A 24,769-nucleotide genomic window follows, 5' to 3' on the forward strand; every position below is an offset into this window, starting at 1 on the left:
GCTCATCTCAGTACCTCACTCGCGGGTCGATCAGCACGGCCAGCACATCGACGACGAAGTTCGCGACGGCCACGACCACGGCGATCATGATGACGATGCCCTGCACCGCCACGAAATCTCGTGACCCGAGGTATTGCGCCAACATGAAGCCGAGCCCCTTCCACTCGAACGAGGTCTCGGTCAGCACCGCGCCTGCCAGCAGAGCCGCGATCTGCAACCCCATGAGTGTCACGACGGGAATGAGGGCCGGCCGGTACGCGTGCTTGGTGACCAGGCGGTATTCGCCGACGCCGCGCGAGCGTGCCGAGGTCACGTACTGCGCTCCGAGGGTGCCGATCACGTTGATGCGCACGAGACGCAAGAAGATGCCGGCGGTCAGGATGCCGAGGGCGAGGCCGGGAAGGACCGCATGCCACAGCACATCCCAGACCGCATCGGGATTGCCGGTGCGGAACGCGTCTATCAGGTATATGCCGCTGGGATTGTTCAGTGCCTGCAGCTGCAGTTCGACACGCGTGGAGGCGCGGCCCGACACCGGCATGATGTCGAACTGCACCGCGAACACCAGCTTCAGCAGGATCGCTATGAAGAACACCGGCGTCGCGTAGCCGAGGATCGCCAGCACGCGCAGCAGCGCATCCTGCCAGCGGTCGCGCTTGTAGGCGGCGATGAGGCCGAACGGGATGCCGAGCAGGAACGCGACGATCAGGGCGTAGAACGCGAGCTCGAGCGTGGCGGCACCGTAGGTGAGCAGGATCTGGGTCACCGGCTGGTGGTCGGTGAGGGTCGTGCCGAAGTCACCGCGGAACACCCCGGAGAGGTAATCGAAGTACTGGACCAGCAGCGGGCGGTCATACCCGGCCTCGTGGATGCGCTGTGCGAGCTGATCGGGCGTGAGGCGACCGCCCAGCGCGGCAGTGATCGGGTCGCCGGTGAGCCGCATCAGGAAGAACACGACGGTGACCAGGATGAACACCGTCGGGATGATCAGCAGCAGTCGGACGAGGATGAACCGCCACATTCCGCCGCTGGAGGCGTGCACGGGTTTTGCTGCGAGGTCGGCGTCTTCGACGACGGTGGTCATGTGTGAACCTTACTGGCACGGCTCGACCCGGCCTCCGGCGCGCCGGTGACCGGGTCGAACACGACGGACTTACTTGTGCAGCGGCGCGTAACGGAACTTGAACGAACCGTCCAGCGTGGTGCCCTGCACGTCCTTGCCGACGACAGCCACCTGCAGACCCTGCAGGTACGGCAGAGTCGAGAGGTCCTTGGCGACCAGGTCCTGGACCTGACCGATCTCCTCTGCACGCGCAGTGGCGTCAGGGTTGGTCTCCTCCTTGGCGATCAGCGCCTGGACGTCCTTGTTGTCGTAGTGGTTGCCCAGGAAGTTGTCCTTCGAGAAGAAGGGTGCGAGGTAGTTGCCCGCGTCAGAGTAGTCCGGGAACCAGCCGAGCTGGTACATGGGGTACACGTCGGCGACGCGATCCTTGGAGTACTGCACCCATTCGGTCTGCGCCAGGTTGACCTTGAACAGGCCGCCGTTCTCGAGCTGCGTCTTCATCGCGGCGTACTCGTCACCCGACGACGGACCGTAGTGGTCGCCGTTGTACTGCAGGTTCAGAGTGACCGGGGTCTTCACGCCCGCCGCCTGCAGCGTCTGGGTGGCCTTGTCGAGGCTCGGACCGCCGTTGCCGTCGCCGTACAGGCCCTTCAGTGCCTCGTTCGCGCCGGTCATGCCCTGCGCGACGTAGGAGTAAAGCGGGGTGTAGGTGTCTTTGTAGACATCCTTCGACAGCTTGTCCCGGTCGATCAGGTCGGCCATCGCCTGGCGGACCGCCAGCGCCTTGGCCGGATCTGCGTCGGCCGTCTTGGCGCCGAAGGGCATCGTGTTGAAGTTGAACACGATGTAGCGGATCTCGCCGCCGGGGCCGTCGACGACCTTGACCTTGTCGTTGTTGGCCTTCAGATCTGCGATGTCTGTGGGCGAGAGGCTGCGGTAGGCCACGTCGATGTCACCGTTGCCGATCGCAAGCTTCAGGTTCGAGGCATCCGCGTAGTACTTGGTGGTGACCCCGGCGTTCTCAGCCTTGCCCAGCAGGCCCTGGTAGTCCTTGTTGGGCTTGAAGTCGACGAGCTCGTTGATCTTGTACGAGTCGATCGTGTACTGACCGGCGAACGCGTCGCCCTTGACGATGTCGGCGTCAGGGGTGACCTTGTCAGCCGAGAAGACCTGTTCGTCGACGATCGGTGCGGCGGGGCTGGACAGGATCTGCGGCCACGTCTGGTCGTTGGCGGCCTTCAGGTGGAATACGACAGTGGTGTCGTCGGGGGTGTCGATGCTCGCGAGGTTGCCCAGCAGGGTCGCCGGGCCGCTCGGGTCGTTGATCTTCACGACACGATCGAACGAGAACTTCACGTCGGACGAGGTGAGGTCGTTGCCGTTGGCGAACTTCAGGCCGGGCTTGAGCTTGACCGTGTACTCGGTCGGGGTGGTGAACTCGGCCGAGGTGGCGATGTCGGGGGAGACGTCGGCCGTTCCGTACTTGCTGTTCATCAGGAACGGGTAGATCTGGTTCATGACGGCGAACGACCCGTTGTCGTATGAGCCGGCCGGGTCGATCGAGGTGATCTTGTCGGTCGTGCCCACCAGAAGGGCTGCGCCCGCATTCCCGTCGTTGCCATCGTTGCCGCTGTTGCCGCCGCCACCGGCGCAGCCGGCCAGGACGATGGCCGACGCCGAAACGGCACCGAGCGCAGCAAGGATGCGCGCCCGCTTGGATGTCTGCAGTGACATGTACGTACCTCTTGTGTGGTCGGGTCCGACCATCACCGACGCGCCGCCGCCTGAACCACCGGGCACGCGCACCGCCGTCGTGACGGTCTTCCATTTGCTGTGCGTCGGGGTACCCGACGTGCCCTCAGCTTACACTAATATCGCACTGTGACCTAGAAGTAGTGTGCTACATAGCAGTGCCCGGAGAGCAGATTGCCCAGTTTTCCCGTTTCACCTGGTGTTCTCAGCGTTCCCGCTTCGACGCCCACTCCTGGCTCTCGGCAGATCCTTATCTTTTTCTTTAGTTCCTTCCGGTTTAGTGCAATGCTACTGACGTTGCCGGAGTCACCGATGATCTCCCCACCGCCGCCCGTCAGCTGTTGACAACGCGATGGTGTGCAACATCACACTGAAGCGAAGGAGAGAGCCTTGGCATCCTCACCGACCGACCGCATCCCGCGGTCGCGCAGGCGCCGAGTGGCGACGGCACTGGTCGTCGCCGCGACGGCGAGCAGCATGATGCTGCTCGGCAACGGCGTCGCCCAAGCCGCGAACGACCGCGGCATCGACCCCGGGGTCCTTGATCCCGTCGACCCTCAGAACTGGGTCAACATGGACGACATGACCTGGGACGACTACACCGCCGTCCCCGGCACCGACTGGGCGAGCAAGACCGAAGGTTCGAAGCGCCACTTCAACGGTGCGATCGTGCTGGTGGACTTCGAGAACCAGGACTTCGTGATCAGCAAGAAGGAGGCGTCCGATGTGTTCGGCACTCCCTCGGGTCTGGCGAACTCGGTTCCGCGTGAAGACGTGCCGGAGTTCTACCGCGACCTGCTGAACACGCCGAGCGAGCTCAACCACGGGCGCACGATCAACGAGTACTGGATGGAGCAGACCGGCGGCCGGCTCAGCGTCGACCTCGAGGCGTTCGGACCCTATCGCCTGCCGGGCAACATCGAGGAGTACGGGCTGAACGACTCGTTCAACAAGACGAACGGCTCGAACGCGAACGTCTGCCCGCAGGGAGAGACCTGCAACAAGAACATCCGCACCGACGCGTTGGCCGCCTGGTCGGCCGCGACCGGCATCGCCGACCCGCTCGGCGAGTTCGACGAGGTGTTCTGGGTGACCGCCGGACACGACGAGTCGAGCACGTGGGAGGAGTTCGGTCAGCAGATCTTCGCGTCGAAGGAGGACGTGACCGATCCGTTCGGCCCGCCCCGCGACGAGAACGGCCTCGCGCTCGACCAGAACGGCAACAACATGCCGAACTGGTCGAAGACCCGCTACGTCGAGTGGACGAGCTGGGCGGCGGCGACCAACCACTGGCCGAACGCCAACTTCCCGGTCGTCGACAGGGACGGAAACGTCACCCGCGCCGGCAACTCGACGCAGGCCGAGTCCAGCGGCATGGGCACGTTCGCCCACGAGTTCTCGCACATCCTGGGGATCTCTGACAACTACGGAAACCCGTACGGCGCCGACGCCGCCGACGGCGGCCCGCTGCGCGACACGAGCGGACCGTTCGATGTGCTGGCGCGCGGCTCGTTCAACGGGCCCGGCGGAACCCACACCCGGTGGGGGGTTCCCTCGGTGGCCGGTGGCTCGCAGCCCGCGGGCGTCGCACTGCGCAACCGGCTCAACCTCGGCATGATCGACTCGTCGAGCGTGATCGACCTCACCCGCAGCGAGCTGGAGGCGCTCGGCTCGATCACGACCGATCTGCAGTCGCGTGCGCTCCAGGAGGACGGCGTCCCGCTCGGCATCAACCTGAAGCTGGACGGCGGCGACCTCTCCAGCGGCACCTGCACCCGCAAGGCGCAGTGGGACTGCGACGGCGGTGGGTTCAACAACTACACGCTCGAGGTGATCGATCGCATGGGCACGGATTCGTTCCAGCCCGACAGCGGCGTCATGATCTCCAAGACGAAGAACGCCGACCGCAACCCGTTCATCTGGACGATCGACGCGAACCCGCAGGACATCGACACGCTCGACTACGTGCGCGCCGACGGCACTCCGGTGCCGATCACGCGCGGCGACCAGCGCCAGCTGAACGACGCCCTGTTCCACGCCGGCAACGATTCGGGCTCGGAGTACGAGTACGTCGACGAGCTGAACCGACTGCAGTTCTACGTCGTGAACCGGTCGCACGATGACCGCGGCATCCTGCACTACCAGGTGGCCGTGCGCTCGCTCGACAGCGCGGGCCCCCAAGCCCGCGGCGTTCAGCTGGGCAAGGCCGAGTGGTCGGGCAAGATGGGCGAGGGACTGCGCGCGCTGACCGTTCCGGTGACCAACACCGGTGCGGCCGTGGACGACGCTCGCGCGAACAGTGACATCTACCGTGTCACGACCTCGATCAGCGGTGCGAAGGGCGCTTGGGAGGTGCAGACTCCGAGCTCCATCGTCACGGCAAAGGCTGGCCAGACGATCCAGGTGCCGGTGTACGTGCACCGCACGGGCACGTCTTCGAACGCGAGCGGGACGGTCACCGTCACGATCACGAGCGAGAACGACCCGTCGGCCACGCAGACCATCTCCTACAAGATGAACGCTGCCAACGGCTGACCCGGTGAACTGCGGCACCTGCCGCGATGAACACGCGTGGTGCCCCGTCTTCGGGCGGGGCACCACGCCATCAGGAAGGATGTCGGGGTGAGCATCACATCGACCCGTCTGCGCATCGCGCTGGTCGGCACAGCGATCTGTGCGCTGGCGGCAACCGGCGCGCTGGCCGGCTGCGCGACCACCAGCGGGGCGGACGGCCCCGACAGTGCGCTCATCGTCCGCGACGGCACCCTGCGCGTGCCCGATGCCGATTGTGCGGGTGCTGCGCCGTATCTGTTCGTGCACGCCGGAGCCACCCTGACCATCGCCGATGAGACCGGCGCCGTCGTGCTGGACACGCCGCTGTCGCCGGGCACAGCACAGCGCGCCGACGACACCGACTACGGCAACGCTCCGCGGGTGCCGACGTTCTGCGCGTTCGATTTCCCGGCGACCGGACTCATCCCCGGCGACACCTACACCTTCCGCGTGGGAGACCGCACCGTCGGCCACGCGGAGTTCGATCCCGACGACGCCGGGGTCTTTCGCATCGGCTATCCAGCGCTCGGAGACCCCTCGTCCGTACTGAAGGGCAACGGATGAACACCCGCTCACGCTCACGCCGGCCGGTTCTGGCCGTGGCAGCCGCAGCCCTGACCGTGGCCCTCGCCTTGGCAGGGTGCGCGGCAGCGCCGCGCGGCGGCGCCGACGCCATCCCGACGGCGGCCGCAGCCGCCGGTCACGTCACACCCGCACCAGAGGCCGTACGCGCCCCGCAGGTGCACGGCACGCTGGTGGACGGCACCGAGGTCGAACTCGCCTCGCTGTGGACCTCGCGACCGCTGGTCGTGCAGTTCACGGCGACCTGGTGCACCCAGTGCGCAGACGGCGAGCCGGCGCTGCGAGCACTGGCCGACGACTACGGCGACGACCTGCTGGTGGTGCACGTGGCGCTGGACGAGCCCGCCGACACGATTCAGAAGTACCTGCACGACAACGATGTCGTGGGACCGGTGATCGTCGATGGCACCGGATCGATCTGGCGTGACTACGCGGTCGCCGAACCGCCCGTGACGGCACTCATCGACACCGCAGGCGGCATCGTGAAGATGTGGCCCGGGGGAGCGACGGGCGACGATCTGCGCTCAGCGCTCGAGAAGATCGTCACACGCTGAGCGCATCGGGCACGCCGGTCGGTGCGGCCGCGGCGACGGGGGTGAGGATGCCGGAGCCCGCCGGCATGGCGAGCCGCTCGAGCTCGCCCGCGCCGACCAGGTCGACGTCGGCCGTATCGGCGCCGGCCGCCCACAGCTCCGGCCGCACCATGGCGCGGCGCAGAACGGTCGACCGCGACAGCCGCGGCCCGACCACGCGCAACCGGTGACCACCCCGCGAGACGCGGCGGCCCCACGCCCGCACCGTCTCGACGCGCACGTCGGCTCCCACCCGCTGCAGAGCGCGATGCAGACGATCCGACAGCGGCCAGCTCAGACTCACGTCGATCGATGACCCCGTGCGCACAGATGCCATCAGCACGCGCAGCACATCGCGCAAGGGCGTTCCCTCCGACGCGCGCAGCACCACGCGCTCGGGCACCGCGCGGCCGGCGAGCCCGTCCCACGCGCGGTGGTCGGTGGCGATGGCGCGGCGCAGAAGGTCGGCATCGGCCGGCAGCAGCGAGTCCCGCGCCGCGACGGCGACGTCGCCCAGGAGGCGGTCGACATCCTCCGGCGGGATGTCGGCCCACCCAGGCCGAATCAACGGGCCGGGCTGGGCCGCAGGAAGTGTCACACTCATGGTCAGTCCTCTTCTCATGCGGATCGGACGGCTGGGGTGCGATCGAGATCGCAGCGTTGTGCCCAGTGTGCCGGTCACCCGGCGTAAGCGAAAGTGGCAGAATCTCACCAGTGCAGTGAAGTCATGCTTCACTGCAGACATTCTGGGAGGTGACGAGAAGTGCTGGATCTGCGCCGAATGCGGTTCCTCTACGAGTTCCAGCAGCGCGGCACTCTTGCTGCCGTCGCCCGCGCCTTCTCGTACTCGCCGTCATTCATCTCTCAGCAGATCGCCACGCTCGAGCGCGAAGCGGGCACCCCGCTGCTGCGTCGTACGGGACGGCGAGCGCAGCTGACCCCTCAGGGCGAGCTGCTGGCCAACCGCGCGCGTCAGATCCTCGATCAGATGGAGCGGGCCTCGGCCGAGCTCGCCGGCTATGCCGACATCGTGATCGGCACCTGCCGACTCGCCGTCTTCCAGTCCGTCTCGCACACCGTGCTGCCGCACGCCCTCGCACTGCTGGCACGCCAGCACCCGCAGCTGCGGATCGAACTCGTCGAACGCGAGCCGGAACAAGGCCTGTTCGAGACCGTCGCGCGCGAGTTCGACCTCGTCATCGCCGAGCAGTACCCGGGCGTCTCGCGCCCTCGACGCGCAGGACTCGACCACGTCACCCTCGGCGAAGACGCACCGTTCCTGGTCACTCCGTGCAGCGGGCCGCACAGCGTGAGGACCCTCGCCGCCGCCGCCGACCGGCCGTGGATCGCCGAGCCGCGCGGCACGGCGTCGCGCATCTGGCTGACCCAGCTGTGCCGCCAGGCGGGATTCGAGCCGGACGTGCGGTTCGAGACGAACGACCTGGTCACGCACCTGCGCATGATCGAGGCGGGGCAGGCCGTCAGCATCCTGCCGCAGCTGATCTTCACCTCTATGCGCGCCGACGTCGCGCTGCATCGCCTGCCGCTGGCCGCCGGACGCGAGATCTTCAGCGCCGCGCGAGAGACCACGGCCGACATGCCGATGATCGTCGTCGTGCGCACGGCCCTCGCTGAGGCGTTCAGCGCGGCGATGGCGCATCCGCGGCGTGAACCGCTCGCGCACTGAACCACTCTCGCGCTGATCCCGCGCCGGCACCGACCCCGCTGTGGCGGCCTGCACCCTCACGTCGTACGGCGGTGGGCTCAGTGCGTGACGGCACCGGCCGCGTCGCGCAGCACGTGGTCGCGTACGAGCGCCGACACCCCTGCCGAGTCGCTCTCCATCATCCGATCCAGGATCAGGTGGTGCTCGGTCGCCGACTGCCGCAGCTCGGGCGTCTCGATGCGCGCCGCCAGGCTCCCCAGCCGCGTCTCCTGTCGCAGCGAGATCGCCAACTGCAGCAGCCGGTGATTGTCGAGCAGCTCGAGCACCGCGCGGTGGAACAGCCGGTCGGCGTCGAGGTACTCGGTCAGGTCCCCCTCGTCGACGGCGCGCACGCCCCGATCGGCGAGAGCACGGAACTCACCGATCCGCTGCCGCGGAAAGTCCTCGGCAGCCGTGGCCATGGCGGCAGACTCGATCCAAGCCCGCACGGTGATCACCTCACGCGTGGCGCGCTCGCTCATGCGCGTGACGCGAAAACCCTTGTTGCGCACCGGTTCGACGAATCCACGGTTCTGCAGATCCACCATGGCCTCGCGCACCGGAGTGGCCGAGACGGCGAACTGCGCAGCCAGCGACGGCACGGTCACCAGCGTGCCCGGAGCCAGCTCACCAGTCACGATGGCGGTGCTGAGCATGCTCTCGACGTCGTTGCGGAGATTGCCGCCCTCGCCGCGCGTCGCACGTCTGCTGTCCACGGCGCCCCTTTCGTCACGGCATCGGTCTGCCACGGAACAGATCGCAACGGCGACTTCGCCGTACTCTTCAGCGTCTCAGCATCTCAGCATAGAGGAGGAGCGGCGCCGACCCGTGGGAGCGGCCGTTCGAGCTGACGCGGCGGCGACTCAGAGCACCTTCGACAGGAACGTCTTCGTACGCTGGTGCTGCGGGTTGCTGAGCACGTCGTGCGGATCGCCGGTCTCGACCACCACCCCGCCGTCCATGAACACGACCTGATCGCCCACTTCGCGGGCGAAGCCCATCTCGTGGGTGACCACGACCATCGTCATGCCGCTCTCGGCGAGCTCGCGCATCACGTCCAGCACTTCGCCGACGAGCTCGGGGTCCAGGGCGCTGGTCGGCTCGTCGAACAGCATGAGCTTCGGGTCCATCGCGAGGGCCCGGGCGATCGCCACGCGCTGCTGCTGTCCGCCGGACAGCTGCGCGGGGTAGTGCCCCGTCTGCGCCTTCAGTCCCACGCGCGTGAGCAGGTCGCGGCCGCGGGCCTCGGCATCCCTCTTCGAGACGCCCTTGACCTGCATCGGCGCCTCCATCACGTTCTGCAGCGCCGTCATGTGCGGGAACAGATTGAAGTGCTGGAAAACCATGCCGATGTCGCGCCGCTGCGCGGCTGCCTCGCTCGCACGCATCTCATACAGCTTGCCGCTGCGTTCGCGGTAGCCGATGAGCTCGCCGTCGACGTACAGCCGGCCGCGGTTGATGCGCTCGAGGTGGTTGATGCAGCGCAGGAACGTGGACTTGCCCGACCCTGACGGCCCGATCACGCACATCACCTGACCGCGCTCGACACGCAGCGAGATGGACTTGAGCACCTCATTGCTGCCGTAGCTCTTGGAGACCATGACGGCCTCGACCATCGGCGGGATCTGCCCGGTCACGGCACCGCTCGCGGCGGGATCGGTTGCGGCGGTCATCCTTTTCCTCCCACATCGATGCCCACCCCGGCAACGCTGCCGCCCTCCACGACCGCAGCGCCGGCCACAGCCGGCCGTGACCGGTCAGAGCCGCGGGCGAACCGCTTCTCGACGAAGTACTGGCCGATCATGAGAATCGAGGTGAAGAACAGATACCACAGCGACGCCACGATCAGCATCGGGATCGGCGCGAAGATGCGCGCCGAGATGTCGCTGGTCGTGCCGAACAGGTCGGCGGCGTAGGGGACGGCGACCACGAGGCTCGTGGTCTTCAGCATCGAGATGACCTCGTTGCCCGTCGGCGGAATGATCACCCGCATGGCCTGCGGCACGATGACGCGTCGCATCGTCTTGCCCCACGACATGCCCAGCGCCCGCGACGCCTCTTCTTGCCCGGGATCCACCGACAGCAGCCCGGCGCGCACGATCTCGGCCATGTACGCCGACTCGTTGAGGGCAAGTCCCACGACGGCGATCAGGAACAGCGGCGGCGTCCACGAGATCTCGAGCGTCCCCCACGTGTGCACGAACGGGATGCCGAGGTTGACCGTCTTGTAGATCAGCGTGATCAGACCCCAGAACACCAGCTGCACATACACAGGCGTGCCGCGGAACACCCACAGGTACGCCCACGACACCCATTTGAGCACCGGATTGGGGGACTGTCGCATGACCGCGAGGATCAGGCCCAGGATGATGCCGATGATCATGGCGTAGACGGTCAGCTCGAGCGTGACCACTGCGGCTCTGACGACCTTCGGGTCGAACAGGTACTTGCCGACGATGTCCCACTGGAACGTCTCGCGCGTCGCCGCGTCTCCGATGAACAGCAGCAGCGCGATGATGATGACCACCGCGATCACGTTGCGCCAGGGATGATGCAGCCGCACCGCCTTGATGGTCTCGGCGCGCTCGGTGCTGGGGATCGTGTTCGTCTCGAGTGGACCGTGCCCATCCCCACCGTGGCCGGCCCCGCCGGGGCCGGCTGTCGCCGGCCCGTCGGGATTTCGGTTGTCGCTCATCAGCCTGCCGTTCGTCGTGCCGGATTACTGCTTGGATGCCGCGTTGACGTCGGCGGACGTGATCGCGTCGGCCTCGACACCCCACTTGGTCAGGATCTTGCCGTACACGCCGTCGTCGATGAGCTTCTGCACGGTGTTCTTGATGACGTCGGTCAGCGGGGACCCCTTGTCGACGGCGATGCCGTACGGCGCCACGTCGAACGTCTCACCGGCCACCTGGATCTTGGCGGACTGCTGCTTGACCGCGTACTCGGTGATGGGGGAGTCGGCGCTCATCGCGTCGACCTGGCCCAGTACGAGGGCGTTGGTCGCACCGTCCTGGCCCTGGTACTTCATGATCTGGATGGCCTTCTTGCCGGCGTCCGTGCATGCCTTCGACTTGGCAGGCACCTCCTCCAGCTCTTCGGTCGTCCCGGCCTCGACGGCGACCTTCAGCCCGCAGGCGTTGTTCGGGTCGACGGTCTTGCCCTTCTGCGCCGCCCACAGGATGCCGGCGTTGTAGTAGTTGACGAAGTCGACCTGCTTCTCACGGTCGACGGTGTCGGTGAACGACGAGATGCCCAGGTCGTAACGCCCGCCCGTGATGCCGGGGATGATGTTGTCGAACTTGGACTGCGTCCACGTCGTCTTCAGCCCCAGTGTCGCCGCGATGGCGTTGCCCAGGTCGACGTCCCAGCCGACGATGTCGCCGTTGTCGTCCTTGTACTCGTTCGGCGCGTACGTCGGGTCGACGCCGATCCTGAACTCGCCGGACTTGGCGATCGCTTCGGGCAAGGTCTTGGCCAGTGCCGCGTCCTTGGTGACGCCATAGGGGTTGGCGGAGGCATTGCCGCCGTCGTTGCCTGCGGTGGTGCCGCCCCCGGCGCAGCCGGCGAGCAGCAGGGCGGCGGCGACCGCCGCGACCGGCAGAGCGAGCATTCTTCGCATTTCTTACCTTTCCTCATCTTCGAGGGTCAGCGGCGTCTCGGGCGGACGTCGACCCCCTGAATTCTATGTATACCCTCGCCTGTGCGAGGTGACGATCCGATTGCGGCGTCTGAGAACCCAGACAATCGCCCGTTGCTTCGGGATCCCAGGCGTGACGGATGTCACGGGCACATCGTGACGGGAGTGTGCGGGCCGTCAGGCCGCCGCGACCGACGATCGATGTCATGGAGAACACAGATGTGACAGAACGCACGGTGCGGGATGCGGCATCCACCGCCCTTCCGCCCGCCATCGCGGCCTCGGGTCTGACCCGCTCGTTCGGATCGGTGCGCGCCGTGGACGGCGTCGACCTGACAGTGCAGGCCGGGGAGGTCGTCGCCTTCCTCGGTCCGAACGGGGCGGGCAAGACCACCACGATCGACATGCTGCTGGGTCTGGGGACACCCGACGAGGGCACGATCAGCGTCTTCGGCACCACGCCGCGCGGCGCCATCTCGCGGGGTCTGGTCTCGGCGGTGCTGCAGACCGGTGGGCTGCTCAAGGACCTCTCGGTGCGCGAGACGGCCGAACTGACCGCGAGTCTGTTCGCCGACACCCGTCCCGTCGACGAGGTGCTCGAGCGGGCGGGCATCCACGACATCGCCGACCGTATGGTCGGCAAGTGCTCGGGCGGTGAGCAGCAGCGGCTGCGGTTCGCGATGGCGCTGCTGTCGGATCCGGGCCTGCTGATCCTCGACGAGCCGACGACGGGGATGGATGTCGAGGGGCGCCGGTCGTTCTGGTCGGCCATCCGCGCCGACGCCGACCGCGGGCGCACCGTGCTGTTCGCGACGCACTACCTCGACGAGGCCGACGAATACGCCGACCGCATCGTGCTGATGAGCCGGGGGCGGATCGTCGCCGACGGATCGGCATCCCAGATCAAGAACCTCGTGGCCGGGCGCATCGTGCGCGCGACCCTGCCCGGCGCCGACGTCGTCGCGCTCGCTGCCCTCCCCGGCGTCAAGGACGTCCAAGCGCAGGGCGAGCGGGTGACGATCGGCACGAGCGACTCGGACGCGCTGGCCCGGCATCTGCTGACGGCAACCGACGCGCGCGACGTGGAGATCTCGTCGCAGAACCTCGAGAGCGTATTCCTCGCGCTCACCTCAGAAGGAGCACAGTCATGACCACCGCCGCCACGTCTCCGACCGGTCGCATCGCCGCCGGCCACATCACGCTCGAGCGCCGCGTGCCGCCGCTGGGCGGGTTCAACATGCGCTTTCTCACCATCGAACTCAAGCGCCGGCTGCGCAACTGGCGCACGATGGTGTTCACCGTCGTCTTTCCGGTGGCGATGTACTTCATGGTCGGGTACCCGCTGCGCAACACCGCCCTGATCGAGGGTCATCCCGTCAGCGCCGGCGGACTGTCGGTGGGCGCCTACATCATGGTCTCGATGGCCGTGTACGGCGCCATGATGTCGGCGACGGGGTCGGGCGCGGCGGTGGCCGTCGAGCGCTCGCTCGGCTGGAGCCGCCAGCTGCGGCTCACACCGCTGAACCCGGTCGCCGCCGTGTCGACCAAGGTCGTGGCCGGGATGGTGTTCGGTCTCATCGCGATCCTCGGCACGTACCTGGCCGGCGCGCTGACCGGCATCCAGATGAGCTGGTCGCAGTGGGTGGTCTCGGCACTGGTCGCGTGGCTGCTGGGAGCGGCCCTGTTCACGACGCTCGGGCTGATGATGGGATACCTCGTGCCCGGTGAGAACGCCATGCAGCTGACGAGCCTGGTGATCGTCTTCCTCGCCTTCATCGGCGGACTCTTCTATCCGGTGAGCATGATGCCGCAGGTGCTGCAGGATGTCGCGGCCTGGACGCCGGTCTACGGCATCGGCATCCTCAGCCACGCTCCGCTGACCGGCGAGGCGTTCAACCTCGGCGCGCTCGTGAACGTGCTGCTGTGGCTGGCGGTGTTCATCATCGGCACCACGCTGCTGTTCCGCCGTGACACCAAGCGCGTGTGATCGACCGCGAGCCGACCGTGCGCGGGGCGAGGCATCCCTTCGACACAGGGGGATGCCTCGCCCCGTGCCGCCGCGAAAACTAGGGTGAACACGATGGATGACGAGAACCTCCGACCGCATTCGTTCGGTCCGCCGTGGCCGGTGCTGCCCCGTTCGCTGGGGCCGGCGCCGTTCATGGCACTGCCGCGCGGGCTGCTCTCGCGGGGAGCGGTCAGCTGGTACATCGGCGGCGGCCTGTCGCTGCCGTGGCTGATCAGCGCCGTCCAAGACATCGCGGCCACGGCCGGCTCGGCGCCGGCCGCCGCGGCCGGCATCTCGCTGACCGTCGTGTTCGCCCTCACGTTCATCATCTCGGTGCCGATCGGCTGGTCGATGCCCGCCCGCTGGCGCCTGCTGCCGGTGATCACGCTGTTCGCCCTGTCGTTCGCGCTCATGCCCTGGCTGGGCTGGGGCGTGCGCAGCGTGTGGACATACGTCGGCGTGTGCCTGGGCATGATGGTGCTGGCCTGGCGCACGACGATTCTGGGCATCGCCGCACTGACCCTGCTGACGCTGGTGTTCGGCACGCTGACGGACGGCTTCAGCGAGGACGACATCTGGATCGCCGCGATCACGTTCTCGATCTCACTCATGATGGCGGCCTTCGCCAACGCCTTCGCCGCGCTGAACCGGCTGCGTCGGGCCCAGGACGAGCTGCAGGTCATGGCCGCCGAGCGCGAGCGCGGGCGCATGGCCCGCGACATCCATGACATCTTGGGGCACTCCCTCACCGTGATCACCGTGAAGGCCGAACTTGCCGGTCGCCTGATCGAAAGCGACCCCGAACGCGCCAAGACCGAGATCGAGGAGGTCGAGGGTCTGGCCCGCGGGGCTCTCTCCGACGTGCGTGCCACCGTCGCCGGGTATCGCGGACTCACCCTGCCCGGGGAGCTGGCGGCGGCACGCGTGGCACTGGACGCTGCGAGCATCGAGGCGCAGCTGCCGTCGGGGACGGATGCCGTGGCCGAACCGCACCGCGAGCTGGCGGCGTGGATCGTCCGCGAAGGGGTCACCAACGTGGTGCGCCACTCCGGCGCACGCCGCTGTGCGGTGCGGCTGGGTCCCCGCACGATCGAGATCGCCGACGACGGGGTCGGCCCCACCGGCACGAGCACACCCTCGACCGGCCTTGCCGGCCTTCGTGAGCGCGTCGGTGCTGCCGGCGGCACGCTCGCGATCGGCCGCAGCGACCTGGGCGGCTTCAGCCTGAAGGTGATCCTGTGATCCGCCTGCTCGTCGCAGATGACCAGGCGCTCGTGCGTGGAGCCCTCTCTGCCCTGCTGGGGCTCGAGCACGACATCGACGTGGTCGCCGAGGTCGGCAGCGGCGACGAGGTGGTGGAGGCCGCGCGCACGTCCGGCGCCGACGTCGCAATGCTCGACATCGAGATGCCGGGCCTGGACGGCATCGCCGCCTGTGCACGGCTGCGCGCCGAAGTACCCTCGTGCCGCGTGCTGATCGTCACCACGTTCGGCCGCCCGGGCTATCTGAAACGCGCCATGCAGGCCGGCGCATCGGGCTTCGTCGTGAAGGACACCCCCGCACCCCGACTCGCCGACGCCGTGCGTCGCATCGCGCGGGGCCTGCGCGTGGTCGATCCCGTGCTGGCCGCCGAGTCGCTCGCGCAGGGCGACTCACCGCTGACCGAGCGCGAGACCGATGTGCTCGAGGCCGCGCGCACCGGGGGATCGATCGCCGACATCGCGCGCATGCTGCATCTGTCCGACGGAACGGTGCGCAATCACCTCTCCAGCGCGATCGGCAAGACCGGCGGGCGCAATCGCGCCGACGCCGCCCGCATCGCCGAGTCCAACGGGTGGCTGTAGCCGGCGGGGATCGCTACCGCGCCGCCCACCACGCGCGCAGCCGGCGCTCGGCCTCGTCCGGTCCGATCATGCCCTCGTCGAGGCGGATGTCGAGCAAGAATCGGTACGCCTCACCGATCTCACGTCCGGGCCCGATGCCCAGCACCTGCTGGATCTGGTTGCCGTCGAGCGCGGGGCGCATCGCGTCGAGTTCTTCCTGCGCCTCCAGTTCGGCGATGCGGCGCTCGATATCGTCGTATGCCGATGCGAGCATGTGCGCTTTGCGCTTGTTGCGCGTGGTCACGTCGGCACGGGTCAGGATGTGCAGCCTCTCCAGCTGATCGCCCGCGTCGCGCACATAGCGGCGGACCGCGGCATCCGTCCACGCGCCTTCGGCGTAGCCGAAGAAGCGCAGATGCAGCTCGATGAGCGTGGCTACGGCGTCGATCGTGTCGGAGTCGAACCGCAGGTCGCGCAGGCGCTTGCGTGCCATCCGCGCGCCCCGCACGTCGTGGTGGTGAAAGCTCACCGCGCCGCCGGCTTCGAGCTTGCGCGTGGCGGGCTTTCCGATGTCGTGCAGCAGCGCCGCCAGCCGCAGCGCGAGATCGGGTGCGGCGCCGGGATGCCGGGCCTGTTCGAGCTCGATGGTCTGCCGCAGCACGGTCAGCGAGTGCTCATAGACGTCCTTGTGGTGATGGTGCTCGTCGATCTCCAGCCGCAGCGCCGGCACCTCGGGCAGGAACTCGGCCATGAGTCCCGTCTCGACCAGCAGCCGGATGCCGCGCACCGGGTCGTCGGTGCCCAGCATGCGCATGAGCTCGCCCTGGATCCGCTCGGCCGACACGATCTGGATGGTCTGGCGCAGGTGTTCGATCGCCGCGATCGTCTCGGGGTCGACCTCGAACGCGAGCTGTGACGAGAAGCGAGCGGCGCGCAGCATCCGCAGCGGATCGTCGCCGAAGCTGACCGCGGGGTCGATAGGGGTGCGCAGGACGCCGCGGAGCAGGTCTTCGACGCCCCCGGTCGGATCGATCAGCTTCTTGTCGGGCAGGCGCAGCGCCATCGCGTTGACCGTGAAGTCACGGCGGACGAGGTCCCCGTCGATCGTGTCGCCGAACGCGACGACCGGCTTGCGGGTCGCACCGTCGTAGCTGTCGGCACGGTACGTGGTGATCTCGACCTGCTCGCCCGACACGCGCGCGCCGATCGTGCCGAATTCGCGCCCGACGTCCCATTGGGTGGACGAGATCGGTGTGACGATCCGCAGGATGTCGTCGGGCCGCGCGTCGGTCGTGAGATCGAGGTCGTGCGTGACACGGCCCAGCAGCGCATCGCGCACCGGACCACCCACCAGAGCCAGCTCGTGACCGGCGTCGGCGAAGGCCCGTGCGAGCGCTGCCACCGGCGGTGAGGCGGCGAGCTCATCGAGGCGCGCGACGCCCTCCGCCATGTTCAGCATGGGTTCCAGCCTATTCCGCGTCGGTGGCCACCGGCGACGGCGGGCGTCGGGCGGGGCCTCGGAGGGGTGTCAGACGAACGACAGGAATCCGCAGAAGACCAACTCGCGCACGCGCGGCAGCAGGTCTGCGCGCAGGCGCGCAGCATCCACCTCCAGCAGCTCGGCAATCGCGTCGATCAGGGGCCCGACGGCCAGGTCGCCGTCGCATGCCCCGACCAGCGCGGCAAGGGCGGGGTCGACGGCGAGCACGCGCGCCAGGCCGCCGCCCTGGTGCAGTTCGATCACGCTGGGGTCCTCGGCACCCGGCAGGTGGTGGCGGGCCTCGGTCACGTCGGGGGCGACGACGAGAGTGGATGCGGCGAGCCCTGCCTCGTCCAGCGCCGAGAGGCGATCGTGTGCGGTCAGGGCCCGACCGAGGTGCGCGCCCAGGCCTCCTTCGGGAAGCGCCTGCGGCGCGCGTTCGTACCGCGCGAGCGTCGGCCGGCCCCGCGCGGGTCGCCGCAGCAGCACGTAGCCGAATCCGATCGCCGTCACCCGGCGCGTGTCGAAGTCGTCGAGCCAGGCGCCCAGCAGCTCGTCGTACGCAGCGGTGCCGGGCACGGTGCCGCCATCCCGGATCCACAGCTGCGCGTAGGCCACCGGGTCCAGCAGCTCCCGCTCGATGACCCATGCCTCCAGCGGAATGTCCGAGTCCTCCACCCAGGCGCGCACCCGGTCAAGGCCGGGCACACCATGCCGCGTCTCCCAGTTGGCCAGCAGCTGCGCGGTGCCTCCGGGGGTGAGGTGCCGGCCCACGCCGGCGATGAACTCGGTCACGAGCCCGTCGCCCACGCGTCCGCCGTCGCGGTATTCGTACGCCGGCACTCCCGCGACGCGCGGGGTGATCACGAACGGCGGGTTGGACACGATGCGATCGAACGTCTCGCCGGTGACCGGCTCGAACAGATCACCGCGGCGCGTCTGGATGCCGTCCACGCCGTTGAGCTGCGCGTTCAGCCGGGTGATCCTCAGCGCACGCTCCGACACGTCGGTCGCCACGACGGATGCCGCCGCCCGCCACGCACGCAGCGCCTGGATGCCGCATCCGGTCCCCACATCCAGCGCGCGATCGACCGCGCCCGACAGCTGCAGACCCGCCAGCGTCAGCGATGCGCGCCCGACCCCCAGCACGTGGCCCTCGGGCAGAGGTCCACCCCATGCCGCCTCATCGAGGTCGCTGACCACGAGCCATTCGTCGGCGCCGTCTTCATCGACGTATGTCTGCGGACGGATGAGAGCCCGCGGCCGCACCTCGCCGGCATCGACCTCGACCAGCCCGAGTGCGGCGAGGCCAGGCGCACCCACCGAGGCGAAGACGAGGGATGCCTCCGCCTCGGTCACCCCCTCACCCAGGCCGAACAACCGTGCGACCACGGCGAGGGCGCTCTCATCGCCGGCCAGTGCGCGCCGCGCGGGCAGCGCGTGTCCGCGCCCGAGCACCGCATCCACCGCCGTGCCCCATCGCTCGCGGAGGCGCTCCGTGCGGTAGTCGGCGGCGTTCAGATCGCGGGCGAGCGCACGGGTGAGCGTCGGATCGGGGTCGGAGGTCGGGCCGGGCTGCAGCATCCCTCCATCCAACCGCGATCGTCACAGAACCGTGCCCCCGGCGCGCGTTCGGCGTGCACCGAGCGCCGCACCGTAGAATCACACCAGTTCGTGCGGCGTTCAGCACGGGCCCCCCACAGCATGACCGTGACCGATTCCGATCCCGTCGCGCGCGCGTCTCGAGCCGCACACTCTGCCTGGCCCACCGCAGACCCGCGCGCCTGCGGTGACCCCGCGGGCGGCTCATCGGCCCGCCGCCGTGCCGGCCGCGGTGGCCGTGCCGGCATCGGTCGCCGGATGACCCGCGCCCTGACTGTCGCGGCCGCCGTGGGCGCCCTCGTGCTCGCGCCGCTGCTGCCGACCGCGGCCGTGGCCGCCGATCCCACCCCCACCCCCACGCCGAGTTCCACCCCGGCGCTTTCTGGCACTGTGGACACCTATGTCTCGCCGCTGCGCGGGGGAGTCTTCGACGGCCGGCAGCCACTCAGCATCCAGGTCTCGGTGAAGAACGGCACCGCCTACAGCCTGGCCGAGACCACGGCCACCGTGCGCATCGGCACCTCGGCCATCACCAGCCGCGGCGCCCTGACCACATGGCTGGGCAGCAAGGGCGCTATCGACGGCATGGCCGAACTCGGCACCGCGACCATCGCCCCGGTCGACTCCGGGCTGATCGGATCGGCCTTGGTCACCGTCGCCGACGACGACCCGGCGCTGGCGACGCTGTCGCCCGGCGTGCACCCGCTGCTGGCCACGGTCAAGGGCCCGGCGGCCACGCGCACGGCGACGAGCGTGCTGGTCGTCCCCGATTCCGATGCGACCGATCGCACCCCGGTCGGCATCGTCGTTCCGATCACCGCAGGTCCCCTGTCGGCGGGCCTTCTCACCGCTGACGAGCTGACCACCTTGACCGCGCTGAACGGCGACCTGACCGCGGCGCTGAACGCGGTCGCCGGCACCTCGGTGATCCTCGCGATCGACCCGTCGATCCCCGCATCGATCCGGGTGCTCGGCAGCGCGGCACCGCCCTCGGCCACCGCCTGGCTCGAGCGCCTGAACATGCTGCCCAATGAACGGTTCGCTCTGCAGTTCGGCGACGCCGACGTGGCGCTGCAGGTCGACAGACTCGGAGCGCTGACCGCACCGACCACGCTGCAGTCGTACATGCGGCCCGAAGATTTCCGCCCCAATCCCGACGCGACTCCCACCGAGGCACCCCCAGACGCTCCGTCCCCCTCGCCGACCCCGACTGTCGTGCCGGGGCAGCCCGTGTATCCCACGCTCGATCAGCTGGAGTACCTCGGCCCGAACACCCGCGGCGCTGTGACCTGGCCGTTCTCCGGCACGGCCGGTGCCAAGACCGTTCAAGCCCTCGCTGCCCAGAAGACCGACGACGGCCCCGCTCTCACGCTGATCCCGTCGACGAGCACCACGGCCGGTGCGCACGGCGGCGTCGTAGGTGCGCACGCGCGGGCCGGCAAAGCCGATCTGCTCATCTACGACTCCGCGGTTTCCGCGCAGCTGCGCACGGCGTCCACTCTCGACCCGCCGCTGCGCGGGTCGTCGCTGGCAGCCGCCAGCGCCTATCTCGAGCTGGCGGCGAAGGCCCGCGGCGACCACCCGCTGCTGGTGGCCGTCGACCGCACCACCGTGCGCCCCGGTCTGTCGGCGGCGGTCACCGCCGTCACGCGCGTGCCGTCCACGACGGCCGCGACCCTCGCGATGCTGACGTCCTCGAGCGCGCAGCCGGTGACGGTGAAGGATGCCGCGGCCCGCCCGCTGCGCACCTCGACGCTCGCGCAGTTGATGGACGGCGAACGCGACCTCATGCGGTTCTCGTCGATCCTGCGCGATCCCACCGTGCTGACCGGCCCCGAGAGGGCGACGATCCTGCAGCTGCTGGGTGGCGGGTGGCTTGAAGACGACAACGGCTGGGCCGCGGCGATCGCCACGCACGAACAGGCCACCGACACCACCCTCAGCTCCGTGACGATCGCCCCCAGCAGCCCGCTGAACCTCGCCGGCTCATCGGCGCCGCTGCGTTTCGGCGTGCGCAACGACCTGCCCTGGACCGTCGATGTCGTCTTGCGCGCGGTCCCGAACGATCTGCGACTCGAAGTGCAGACCACGACGCCGGTAGAGGCTCAGGCAAGCAGCACGACCCGGGTGACCGTTCCGGTGCGTGCCCAGATCGGCAGCGGCCAGGTGCGGCTCGATCTGCAGCTGTACAGCGCGACAGGTGTGGAGATCGGCGACCCGCAGAGCGTCGAACTGAGCGTGCATGCCGAGTGGGAGACCATCGGCCTCACCGCCCTCGGTGTTGCGATCGGCGGCTTCCTCGTGGTGGGGCTCGTGCGCATGATCGTCGGACGCCGGCGTCGTCGTGGCGAGGCGGAGGCATCCATCCCCTCCCGCAAGGACGACGCATGACCAGCATCGGGCGCGCGGGGGTGATGATCGGGACCGGCACCATGGTCTCGCGCCTGACCGGGTTCGTGCGCACGATGGTGCTGGTCGCCGCTCTCGGTTCCACGGGCAGCCGTGCGGCGGATGCCTTCGCCACCGCGAACGGCCTGCCCAACACCATCTACACGATCGTCTCGACCGGCCTGCTGACCGCTGTGATCGTCCCGCAGATCGTGAAGGCAGCGACGCATTCCGACCGCGGCATGCGATTCATCTCGAAGCTGTTCACCCTTGGGGCTGTGATCCTGCTGGGTGCGACGCTCCTGGCCGTGGCGCTCGCGCCCGTGCTGGTCGAGCTGTATGCGCGGCACTATCCGCCCGATCAGCAGGCGTTGGCGGTGGCGTTCGCGTACTGGTGCCTGCCGCAGATCCTGTTCTACGGCCTGTATGCCCTGGTGGGTGAGACCCTCAACGCCCGCAACATCTACGGCCCGTACACGTGGTCGCCGATTGCAAACAATGTCATCTCGATCGCTGGGTTCGGCGTCTTCATCGCCCTGTTCGGTCTGCGCCAGGATGTCGTGGGGTGGACCGGCGGCATGGTGACCCTCGTCGGCGGCACCGCGACTGCGGGCGTCGCTGTGCAGGCGCTGCTGCTGTTCGCGTTCTGGCGCAAGACGGGATTGAAGATTCGGCTCGACTTCCGGTGGCGCGGCGTGGGCCTGGGACAGGTCGGCACACTCGCCGGGTGGACGTTCCTCATGGTGATCGCCGGCCAAGTCGCTGGGCTGATCCAGGCCAATCTGCTTTCGGCGGCGTCCGGCCACGGTCCGGCGGCGGCCACCTTCGGCTACATGTGGCTGCTGTACATGCTTCCCTACTCGGTCATCGTGCTGTCCATCGGAACTCCCTACTTCACACGGTTGAGTGAGCACGCCCACGCCGGGCACCTCGATGCGGTGCGCTCCGACATCGACGCCAGCATCCGCACCGTGGGCTTCTTCATCGTGATCTCCACGGCCGCCGTCGCCGCAGCTGCAGCCCCCGCATCGCGCATCTTCACCAACGACACCGCCGGGGCCTTGCAGGCGGCACCGCTGCTGTGGTGCATGCTGGCCGGTCTCATCCCCAACGCGGTGCAGTTCACGATCCAGCGTACGTTCTACGCCTTCGACGACACCCGCACGCCGTTCCTGTTCACGCTGGCGCAGACGGCGGTGGTCATCGTGACCGCGTACCTCTCCTTCTGGCTGCTGCCACCGGAGTGGATGGCCGCAGGCATGGCGCTCGGGCAGTCGCTGGCCGCATTCGTTCAGCTGGGCCTGGCGACGTGGCTGCTGCATCGCAAGATCGGCACGCTGCACGTGGGCTCGTGGATGCCGGCGCTTCTGAGATTCGCGGCAGCGGCGGTGCCGGCCGGTCTGGCCGGCTGGGGGACGTTCCTTCTGCTCGGGGGTGCAGGCGGCTGGATGCTCTCCAGCATGGTGCTGGGCGGTGTCGGCACCGCGGTCATCTGCTCGGTGAGCCTCGTGGTCTACGTTCTGGTGCTCGCCCTCGTGCGCGCGCCCGAACTCGGACCGGCCTTGCAGGTGATGCAGCGCTTCGTTCGCCGCTGATCCTGCCACCGCGCCGCGCCACCGTGCCGCGCCACCGCGCCCTGCCTCCGCGCCCTGCCACCGCACCGAAAGCCTGAGTATGGCTGGAATGCCGCGCGGTTACGATGTGTTGAGGCATCCAGACGGTGTTCGCGCTGTCTGCAGGACGGGAGAGAAAGTGCGCCAGCTCATCATCATCGGTTCCGGCCCCGCGGGGCTCACTGCGGCGATTTACGCTGCCCGGGCAAACCTCGAGCCACTCGTGGTCGCCAGTAGCGTCGACGTCGGCGGCGAGCTGATGAACACGACCGAGGTCGAGAACTATCCCGGATTCCCCGACGGCATCCAGGGTCCTGAACTGATGGCCAAGTTCCAGGCGCAGGCGGAGAAGTTCGGCGCCGAGATCCTCTACGACGACGCCGTCGAGCTCGAGCTCGACGGCCCCGTCAAGCGCGTCATCCTCGGCAGCGGCAAGGTCGAAGAGGCGGAGGCCGTGATCTTCGCAACCGGCTCGGCGTATCGCAAGATCGGCATCGCCGGCGAAGAGCGCCTGTCCGGTCATGGCGTGTCGTGGTGCGCCACGTGCGATGGCTTCTTCTTCCGCGAGCAGGAGATCGCCGTCGTCGGCGGCGGCGACTCCGCCATGGAAGAGGCGACGTTCCTCACCCGCTTCGCATCCAAGGTGTACGTCATCCACCGTCGCGACGAGTTGCGCGCATCCAAGATCATGCAGGAGCGCGCGTTCAACAACCCGAAGATCGAGTTCGTCTGGAACAGCGAAGTCGTCGACATTCTGGGAGAGGATGCCGTCACCGGCGTTCGTCTTCGCTCCACGATCGACGGGTCAGAGCGGGACCTTCCGCTGACCGGGGTGTTCGTGGCGATCGGCAACGACCCGCGCACCCATCTCGTGCACGGCAAGCTCGACCTCACCAGTGACGGAACCATCTGGGTCGACGGTCGCTCGTCGCGCACCACGGTGCCCGGCGTGTTCGCCGCCGGTGATGTGCTGGACCCCACGTACCGCCAGGCTGTCACGGCGGCCGGTTCCGGAACCGTCGCCGCCCTGGACGCCGAGCACTTCCTGGCCGCGCTCGATGAAGCCGGAGCTCCGGTGACCAGCGCCGACGAGATCGGCGGACGCCCGCAGGTCGACCAGCCGGTCGCGTAGGAACAAATCCCGGGCAGATCACGTTCTGATCAGCGACGACTTCCACCAAAGGAGAATCACATGACTGCCAAGGCGACTACCTCCGCCACCTGGGAGCAGGACGTCATCAACGCGCCCGGCCCCGTACTCGTCGACTTCTGGGCCGCGTGGTGCGGACCGTGTCGCATGGTCTCGCCCGTTCTGGATGAGATCGCGACGGAGAATCCCGACAAGATCACGGTGCTCAAGCTCAACGTCGACGAGAACCCGGATCTGGCCATGAAGTACCAGATCACGTCGATCCCGGCGATGAAGGTGTTCCAGGGCGGTGAGGTGAAGACCTCGATCATCGGCGCCAAGCCGAAGTTCGCGCTCGAGAAGGACCTCGCGGCCTACCTCGGCTGATTCCTCTCGCACAAGACCCCCGGGACGTCGGTCTCGGGGGTCTTGTCGTCGGTGGATCGTGCGGGGCAGTGCCTGCGATCGATCAGGATGCCTCGACCTGCACGACCGCATCCCACCGGCGATGGGTGTTCGCTTCACCGAGCAGCCGCCACACGGCCGGGGTCAGCGGGGGATAGTCGAACGCGATCTGGCGCAGAACCCGGTAGTGTCGCGCGGCGGTGGGTCGCACGCCGCCGTTCGCGGCGATGTTCTCGGCGCGCAGAGTGAAGACGACGAGCTCATCCACTGAAGGCAGGTCTTCCATGAAGTCCCACGGATCTTCACCCTCGCGCAGTCGCTCGTCCACGAGCACGGCAAGCTCATCGGCTGCCTCGGCGCGCAGCAGTTCGAGACTTGCGCGCCGCCTGGGCGCCACTTCTTCGGTCTCTGACTTCGCCACCCGTCCAGCCTAAACGACCATCCGTCGTCCTTG

Annotated in this window: 22 protein-coding genes; 12 read left to right on the plus strand and 10 right to left on the minus strand. The window is 68.4% G+C overall.

Annotated features, from left to right (window positions below; translation table 11 throughout):
• Nucleotides 1–7: 7 nt before the first annotated feature.
• Both QU603_RS16255 and QU603_RS16260 read right to left on the minus strand, forming a co-directional pair.
• Nucleotides 8–1,084 carry an ABC transporter permease gene (locus QU603_RS16255; protein ID WP_308492426.1) on the minus strand — a complete coding sequence of 359 codons (1,077 nt, stop codon included), beginning with the start codon at nt 1,082–1,084 and terminating at the stop codon, nt 8–10.
• Between the two features lie 69 nt (nt 1,085–1,153).
• Nucleotides 1,154–2,797 (minus strand): ABC transporter substrate-binding protein, encoded by a 1,644-nt coding sequence (locus QU603_RS16260; RefSeq protein WP_308492427.1) that lies wholly within the window; start codon nt 2,795–2,797, stop codon nt 1,154–1,156.
• Nucleotides 2,798–3,205: 408 nt separating this feature from the next.
• Between QU603_RS16260 and QU603_RS16265 the strand changes: the two genes are divergently transcribed.
• The 3 genes from QU603_RS16265 (at nt 3,206) to QU603_RS16275 (ending at nt 6,504) form a co-directional block, all read left to right on the plus strand.
• Complete coding sequence (locus QU603_RS16265; protein WP_308492428.1) at nt 3,206–5,350, plus strand: peptidase M6; 2,145 nt, start codon at nt 3,206–3,208, stop codon at nt 5,348–5,350.
• 87 nt (nt 5,351–5,437) lie between these two features.
• Nucleotides 5,438–5,932 (plus strand): hypothetical protein, encoded by a 495-nt coding sequence (locus tag QU603_RS16270; protein WP_308492429.1) that lies wholly within the window; start codon nt 5,438–5,440, stop codon nt 5,930–5,932.
• The gene (locus QU603_RS16275; protein ID WP_308492430.1) at nt 5,929–6,504 is read left to right on the plus strand and encodes a TlpA family protein disulfide reductase; all 576 of its coding nucleotides are present in this window, start codon (nt 5,929–5,931) and stop codon (nt 6,502–6,504) included. The genes QU603_RS16270 and QU603_RS16275 overlap by 4 nt, the downstream gene beginning before the upstream one ends.
• On the opposite strand, the gene QU603_RS16280 is transcribed toward QU603_RS16275, so the two are convergent.
• On the minus strand, nt 6,494–7,126 hold the full coding sequence (locus QU603_RS16280) for a hypothetical protein (RefSeq protein ID WP_308492431.1): 633 nt from the start codon (nt 7,124–7,126) through the stop codon (nt 6,494–6,496). The two genes, QU603_RS16275 and QU603_RS16280, sit on opposite strands and share 11 nt — an antisense overlap.
• Nucleotides 7,127–7,285: 159 nt before the next feature.
• Here QU603_RS16280 and QU603_RS16285 point away from each other — a divergent pair, with 159 nt between their 5' ends.
• Entirely contained in the window at nt 7,286–8,209 is a 924-nt protein-coding gene (locus tag QU603_RS16285) for a LysR substrate-binding domain-containing protein (RefSeq protein ID WP_308492432.1), read from the plus strand.
• 77 nt (nt 8,210–8,286) lie between these two features.
• Here the strand turns inward: QU603_RS16285 and QU603_RS16290 are convergent, their stop codons facing one another.
• From QU603_RS16290 to QU603_RS16305, 4 genes are all read right to left on the minus strand, one after another.
• Complete coding sequence (locus QU603_RS16290) at nt 8,287–8,943, minus strand: GntR family transcriptional regulator (protein ID WP_308492433.1); 657 nt, start codon at nt 8,941–8,943, stop codon at nt 8,287–8,289.
• A 147-nt stretch (nt 8,944–9,090) separates the two neighbouring features.
• Nucleotides 9,091–9,843 carry an amino acid ABC transporter ATP-binding protein gene (locus tag QU603_RS16295; RefSeq protein WP_308494052.1) on the minus strand — a complete coding sequence of 251 codons (753 nt, stop codon included), beginning with the start codon at nt 9,841–9,843 and terminating at the stop codon, nt 9,091–9,093.
• 53 nt (nt 9,844–9,896) lie between these two features.
• Nucleotides 9,897–10,922 (minus strand): amino acid ABC transporter permease, encoded by a 1,026-nt coding sequence (locus QU603_RS16300; protein WP_308492434.1) that lies wholly within the window; start codon nt 10,920–10,922, stop codon nt 9,897–9,899.
• 24 nt (nt 10,923–10,946) lie between these two features.
• Nucleotides 10,947–11,840 carry an ABC transporter substrate-binding protein gene (locus QU603_RS16305; RefSeq protein WP_308492435.1) on the minus strand — a complete coding sequence of 298 codons (894 nt, stop codon included), beginning with the start codon at nt 11,838–11,840 and terminating at the stop codon, nt 10,947–10,949.
• Between the two features lie 233 nt (nt 11,841–12,073).
• Between QU603_RS16305 and QU603_RS16310 the strand changes: the two genes are divergently transcribed.
• The 4 genes from QU603_RS16310 (at nt 12,074) to QU603_RS16325 (ending at nt 15,719) form a co-directional block, all read left to right on the plus strand.
• Nucleotides 12,074–13,018, plus strand: coding sequence for an ABC transporter ATP-binding protein (locus tag QU603_RS16310; protein WP_308492436.1), 945 nt, complete (start codon nt 12,074–12,076; stop codon nt 13,016–13,018).
• On the plus strand, nt 13,015–13,854 hold the full coding sequence (locus tag QU603_RS16315; RefSeq protein ID WP_308492437.1) for an ABC transporter permease: 840 nt from the start codon (nt 13,015–13,017) through the stop codon (nt 13,852–13,854). Before QU603_RS16310 ends, QU603_RS16315 begins: the two co-directional genes overlap by 4 nt.
• A gap of 93 nt (nt 13,855–13,947) precedes the next feature.
• A complete protein-coding gene (locus QU603_RS16320; protein WP_308492438.1) occupies nt 13,948–15,117 on the plus strand; it encodes a sensor histidine kinase in 1,170 nt (389 codons plus the stop codon).
• Nucleotides 15,114–15,719: a response regulator gene (locus QU603_RS16325; RefSeq protein ID WP_308492439.1), complete on the plus strand. Its 606-nt coding sequence runs from the start codon at nt 15,114–15,116 to the stop codon at nt 15,717–15,719. The genes QU603_RS16320 and QU603_RS16325 overlap by 4 nt, the downstream gene beginning before the upstream one ends.
• A 13-nt stretch (nt 15,720–15,732) precedes the next feature.
• On the opposite strand, the gene QU603_RS16330 is transcribed toward QU603_RS16325, so the two are convergent.
• On the minus strand, nt 15,733–17,157 hold the full coding sequence (locus QU603_RS16330) for a CCA tRNA nucleotidyltransferase (RefSeq protein WP_308492440.1): 1,425 nt from the start codon (nt 17,155–17,157) through the stop codon (nt 15,733–15,735).
• 69 nt (nt 17,158–17,226) lie between these two features.
• The gene (locus QU603_RS16335; protein WP_308492441.1) at nt 17,227–18,762 is read right to left on the minus strand and encodes a DUF7059 domain-containing protein; all 1,536 of its coding nucleotides are present in this window, start codon (nt 18,760–18,762) and stop codon (nt 17,227–17,229) included.
• 276 nt (nt 18,763–19,038) lie between these two features.
• On the opposite strand from QU603_RS16335, the gene QU603_RS16340 reads away from it, so the two are divergent.
• The 4 genes from QU603_RS16340 to trxA all read left to right on the plus strand — a co-directional run bounded on the left by QU603_RS16340 (nt 19,039) and on the right by trxA (nt 24,297).
• Nucleotides 19,039–21,171 (plus strand): DUF6049 family protein, encoded by a 2,133-nt coding sequence (locus QU603_RS16340; RefSeq protein WP_308492442.1) that lies wholly within the window; start codon nt 19,039–19,041, stop codon nt 21,169–21,171.
• Nucleotides 21,168–22,763 carry a murein biosynthesis integral membrane protein MurJ gene (gene murJ / locus QU603_RS16345; protein WP_308492443.1) on the plus strand — a complete coding sequence of 532 codons (1,596 nt, stop codon included), beginning with the start codon at nt 21,168–21,170 and terminating at the stop codon, nt 22,761–22,763. Before QU603_RS16340 ends, murJ begins: the two co-directional genes overlap by 4 nt.
• A gap of 157 nt (nt 22,764–22,920) precedes the next feature.
• The gene (gene trxB / locus QU603_RS16350) at nt 22,921–23,913 is read left to right on the plus strand and encodes a thioredoxin-disulfide reductase (protein WP_308492444.1); all 993 of its coding nucleotides are present in this window, start codon (nt 22,921–22,923) and stop codon (nt 23,911–23,913) included.
• 60 nt (nt 23,914–23,973) lie between these two features.
• Nucleotides 23,974–24,297 carry a thioredoxin gene (trxA, locus tag QU603_RS16355; protein ID WP_308492445.1) on the plus strand — a complete coding sequence of 108 codons (324 nt, stop codon included), beginning with the start codon at nt 23,974–23,976 and terminating at the stop codon, nt 24,295–24,297.
• Nucleotides 24,298–24,379: 82 nt separating this feature from the next.
• On the opposite strand, the gene QU603_RS16360 is transcribed toward trxA, so the two are convergent.
• Nucleotides 24,380–24,736 carry a tryptophan synthase subunit alpha gene (locus QU603_RS16360; RefSeq protein WP_308492446.1) on the minus strand — a complete coding sequence of 119 codons (357 nt, stop codon included), beginning with the start codon at nt 24,734–24,736 and terminating at the stop codon, nt 24,380–24,382.
• Between the last annotated feature and the right edge of the window lie 33 nt (nt 24,737–24,769).

This window comes from Microbacterium terrisoli, from assembly GCF_030866805.1.
Taxonomy (GTDB): domain Bacteria; phylum Actinomycetota; class Actinomycetes; order Actinomycetales; family Microbacteriaceae; genus Microbacterium; species Microbacterium terrisoli.

What these genes read in the sequence shown, in the direction of transcription:
- QU603_RS16295 (WP_308494052.1), bottom strand. Translation starts at nt 9,843, where the DNA reads ATGGTCGAGGCCGTCATGGTCTCCAAGAGCTACGGCAGCAATGAGGTG.
- QU603_RS16255 (WP_308492426.1), bottom strand. Translation starts at nt 1,084, where the DNA reads ATGACCACCGTCGTCGAAGACGCCGACCTCGCAGCAAAACCCGTGCAC.
- trxA (WP_308492445.1), top strand. Translation starts at nt 23,974, where the DNA reads ATGACTGCCAAGGCGACTACCTCCGCCACCTGGGAGCAGGACGTCATC.
- QU603_RS16340 (WP_308492442.1), top strand. Translation starts at nt 19,039, where the DNA reads ATGACCCGCGCCCTGACTGTCGCGGCCGCCGTGGGCGCCCTCGTGCTC.
- murJ (WP_308492443.1), top strand. Translation starts at nt 21,168, where the DNA reads ATGACCAGCATCGGGCGCGCGGGGGTGATGATCGGGACCGGCACCATG.
- QU603_RS16315 (WP_308492437.1), top strand. Translation starts at nt 13,015, where the DNA reads ATGACCACCGCCGCCACGTCTCCGACCGGTCGCATCGCCGCCGGCCAC.
- QU603_RS16305 (WP_308492435.1), bottom strand. Translation starts at nt 11,840, where the DNA reads ATGCTCGCTCTGCCGGTCGCGGCGGTCGCCGCCGCCCTGCTGCTCGCC.
- QU603_RS16310 (WP_308492436.1), top strand. Translation starts at nt 12,074, where the DNA reads ATGGAGAACACAGATGTGACAGAACGCACGGTGCGGGATGCGGCATCC.
- QU603_RS16260 (WP_308492427.1), bottom strand. Translation starts at nt 2,797, where the DNA reads ATGTCACTGCAGACATCCAAGCGGGCGCGCATCCTTGCTGCGCTCGGT.
- QU603_RS16275 (WP_308492430.1), top strand. Translation starts at nt 5,929, where the DNA reads ATGAACACCCGCTCACGCTCACGCCGGCCGGTTCTGGCCGTGGCAGCC.
- QU603_RS16330 (WP_308492440.1), bottom strand. Translation starts at nt 17,157, where the DNA reads ATGCTGAACATGGCGGAGGGCGTCGCGCGCCTCGATGAGCTCGCCGCC.
- QU603_RS16335 (WP_308492441.1), bottom strand. Translation starts at nt 18,762, where the DNA reads ATGCTGCAGCCCGGCCCGACCTCCGACCCCGATCCGACGCTCACCCGT.
- QU603_RS16320 (WP_308492438.1), top strand. Translation starts at nt 13,948, where the DNA reads ATGGATGACGAGAACCTCCGACCGCATTCGTTCGGTCCGCCGTGGCCG.
- QU603_RS16300 (WP_308492434.1), bottom strand. Translation starts at nt 10,922, where the DNA reads ATGAGCGACAACCGAAATCCCGACGGGCCGGCGACAGCCGGCCCCGGC.
- QU603_RS16280 (WP_308492431.1), bottom strand. Translation starts at nt 7,126, where the DNA reads ATGAGTGTGACACTTCCTGCGGCCCAGCCCGGCCCGTTGATTCGGCCT.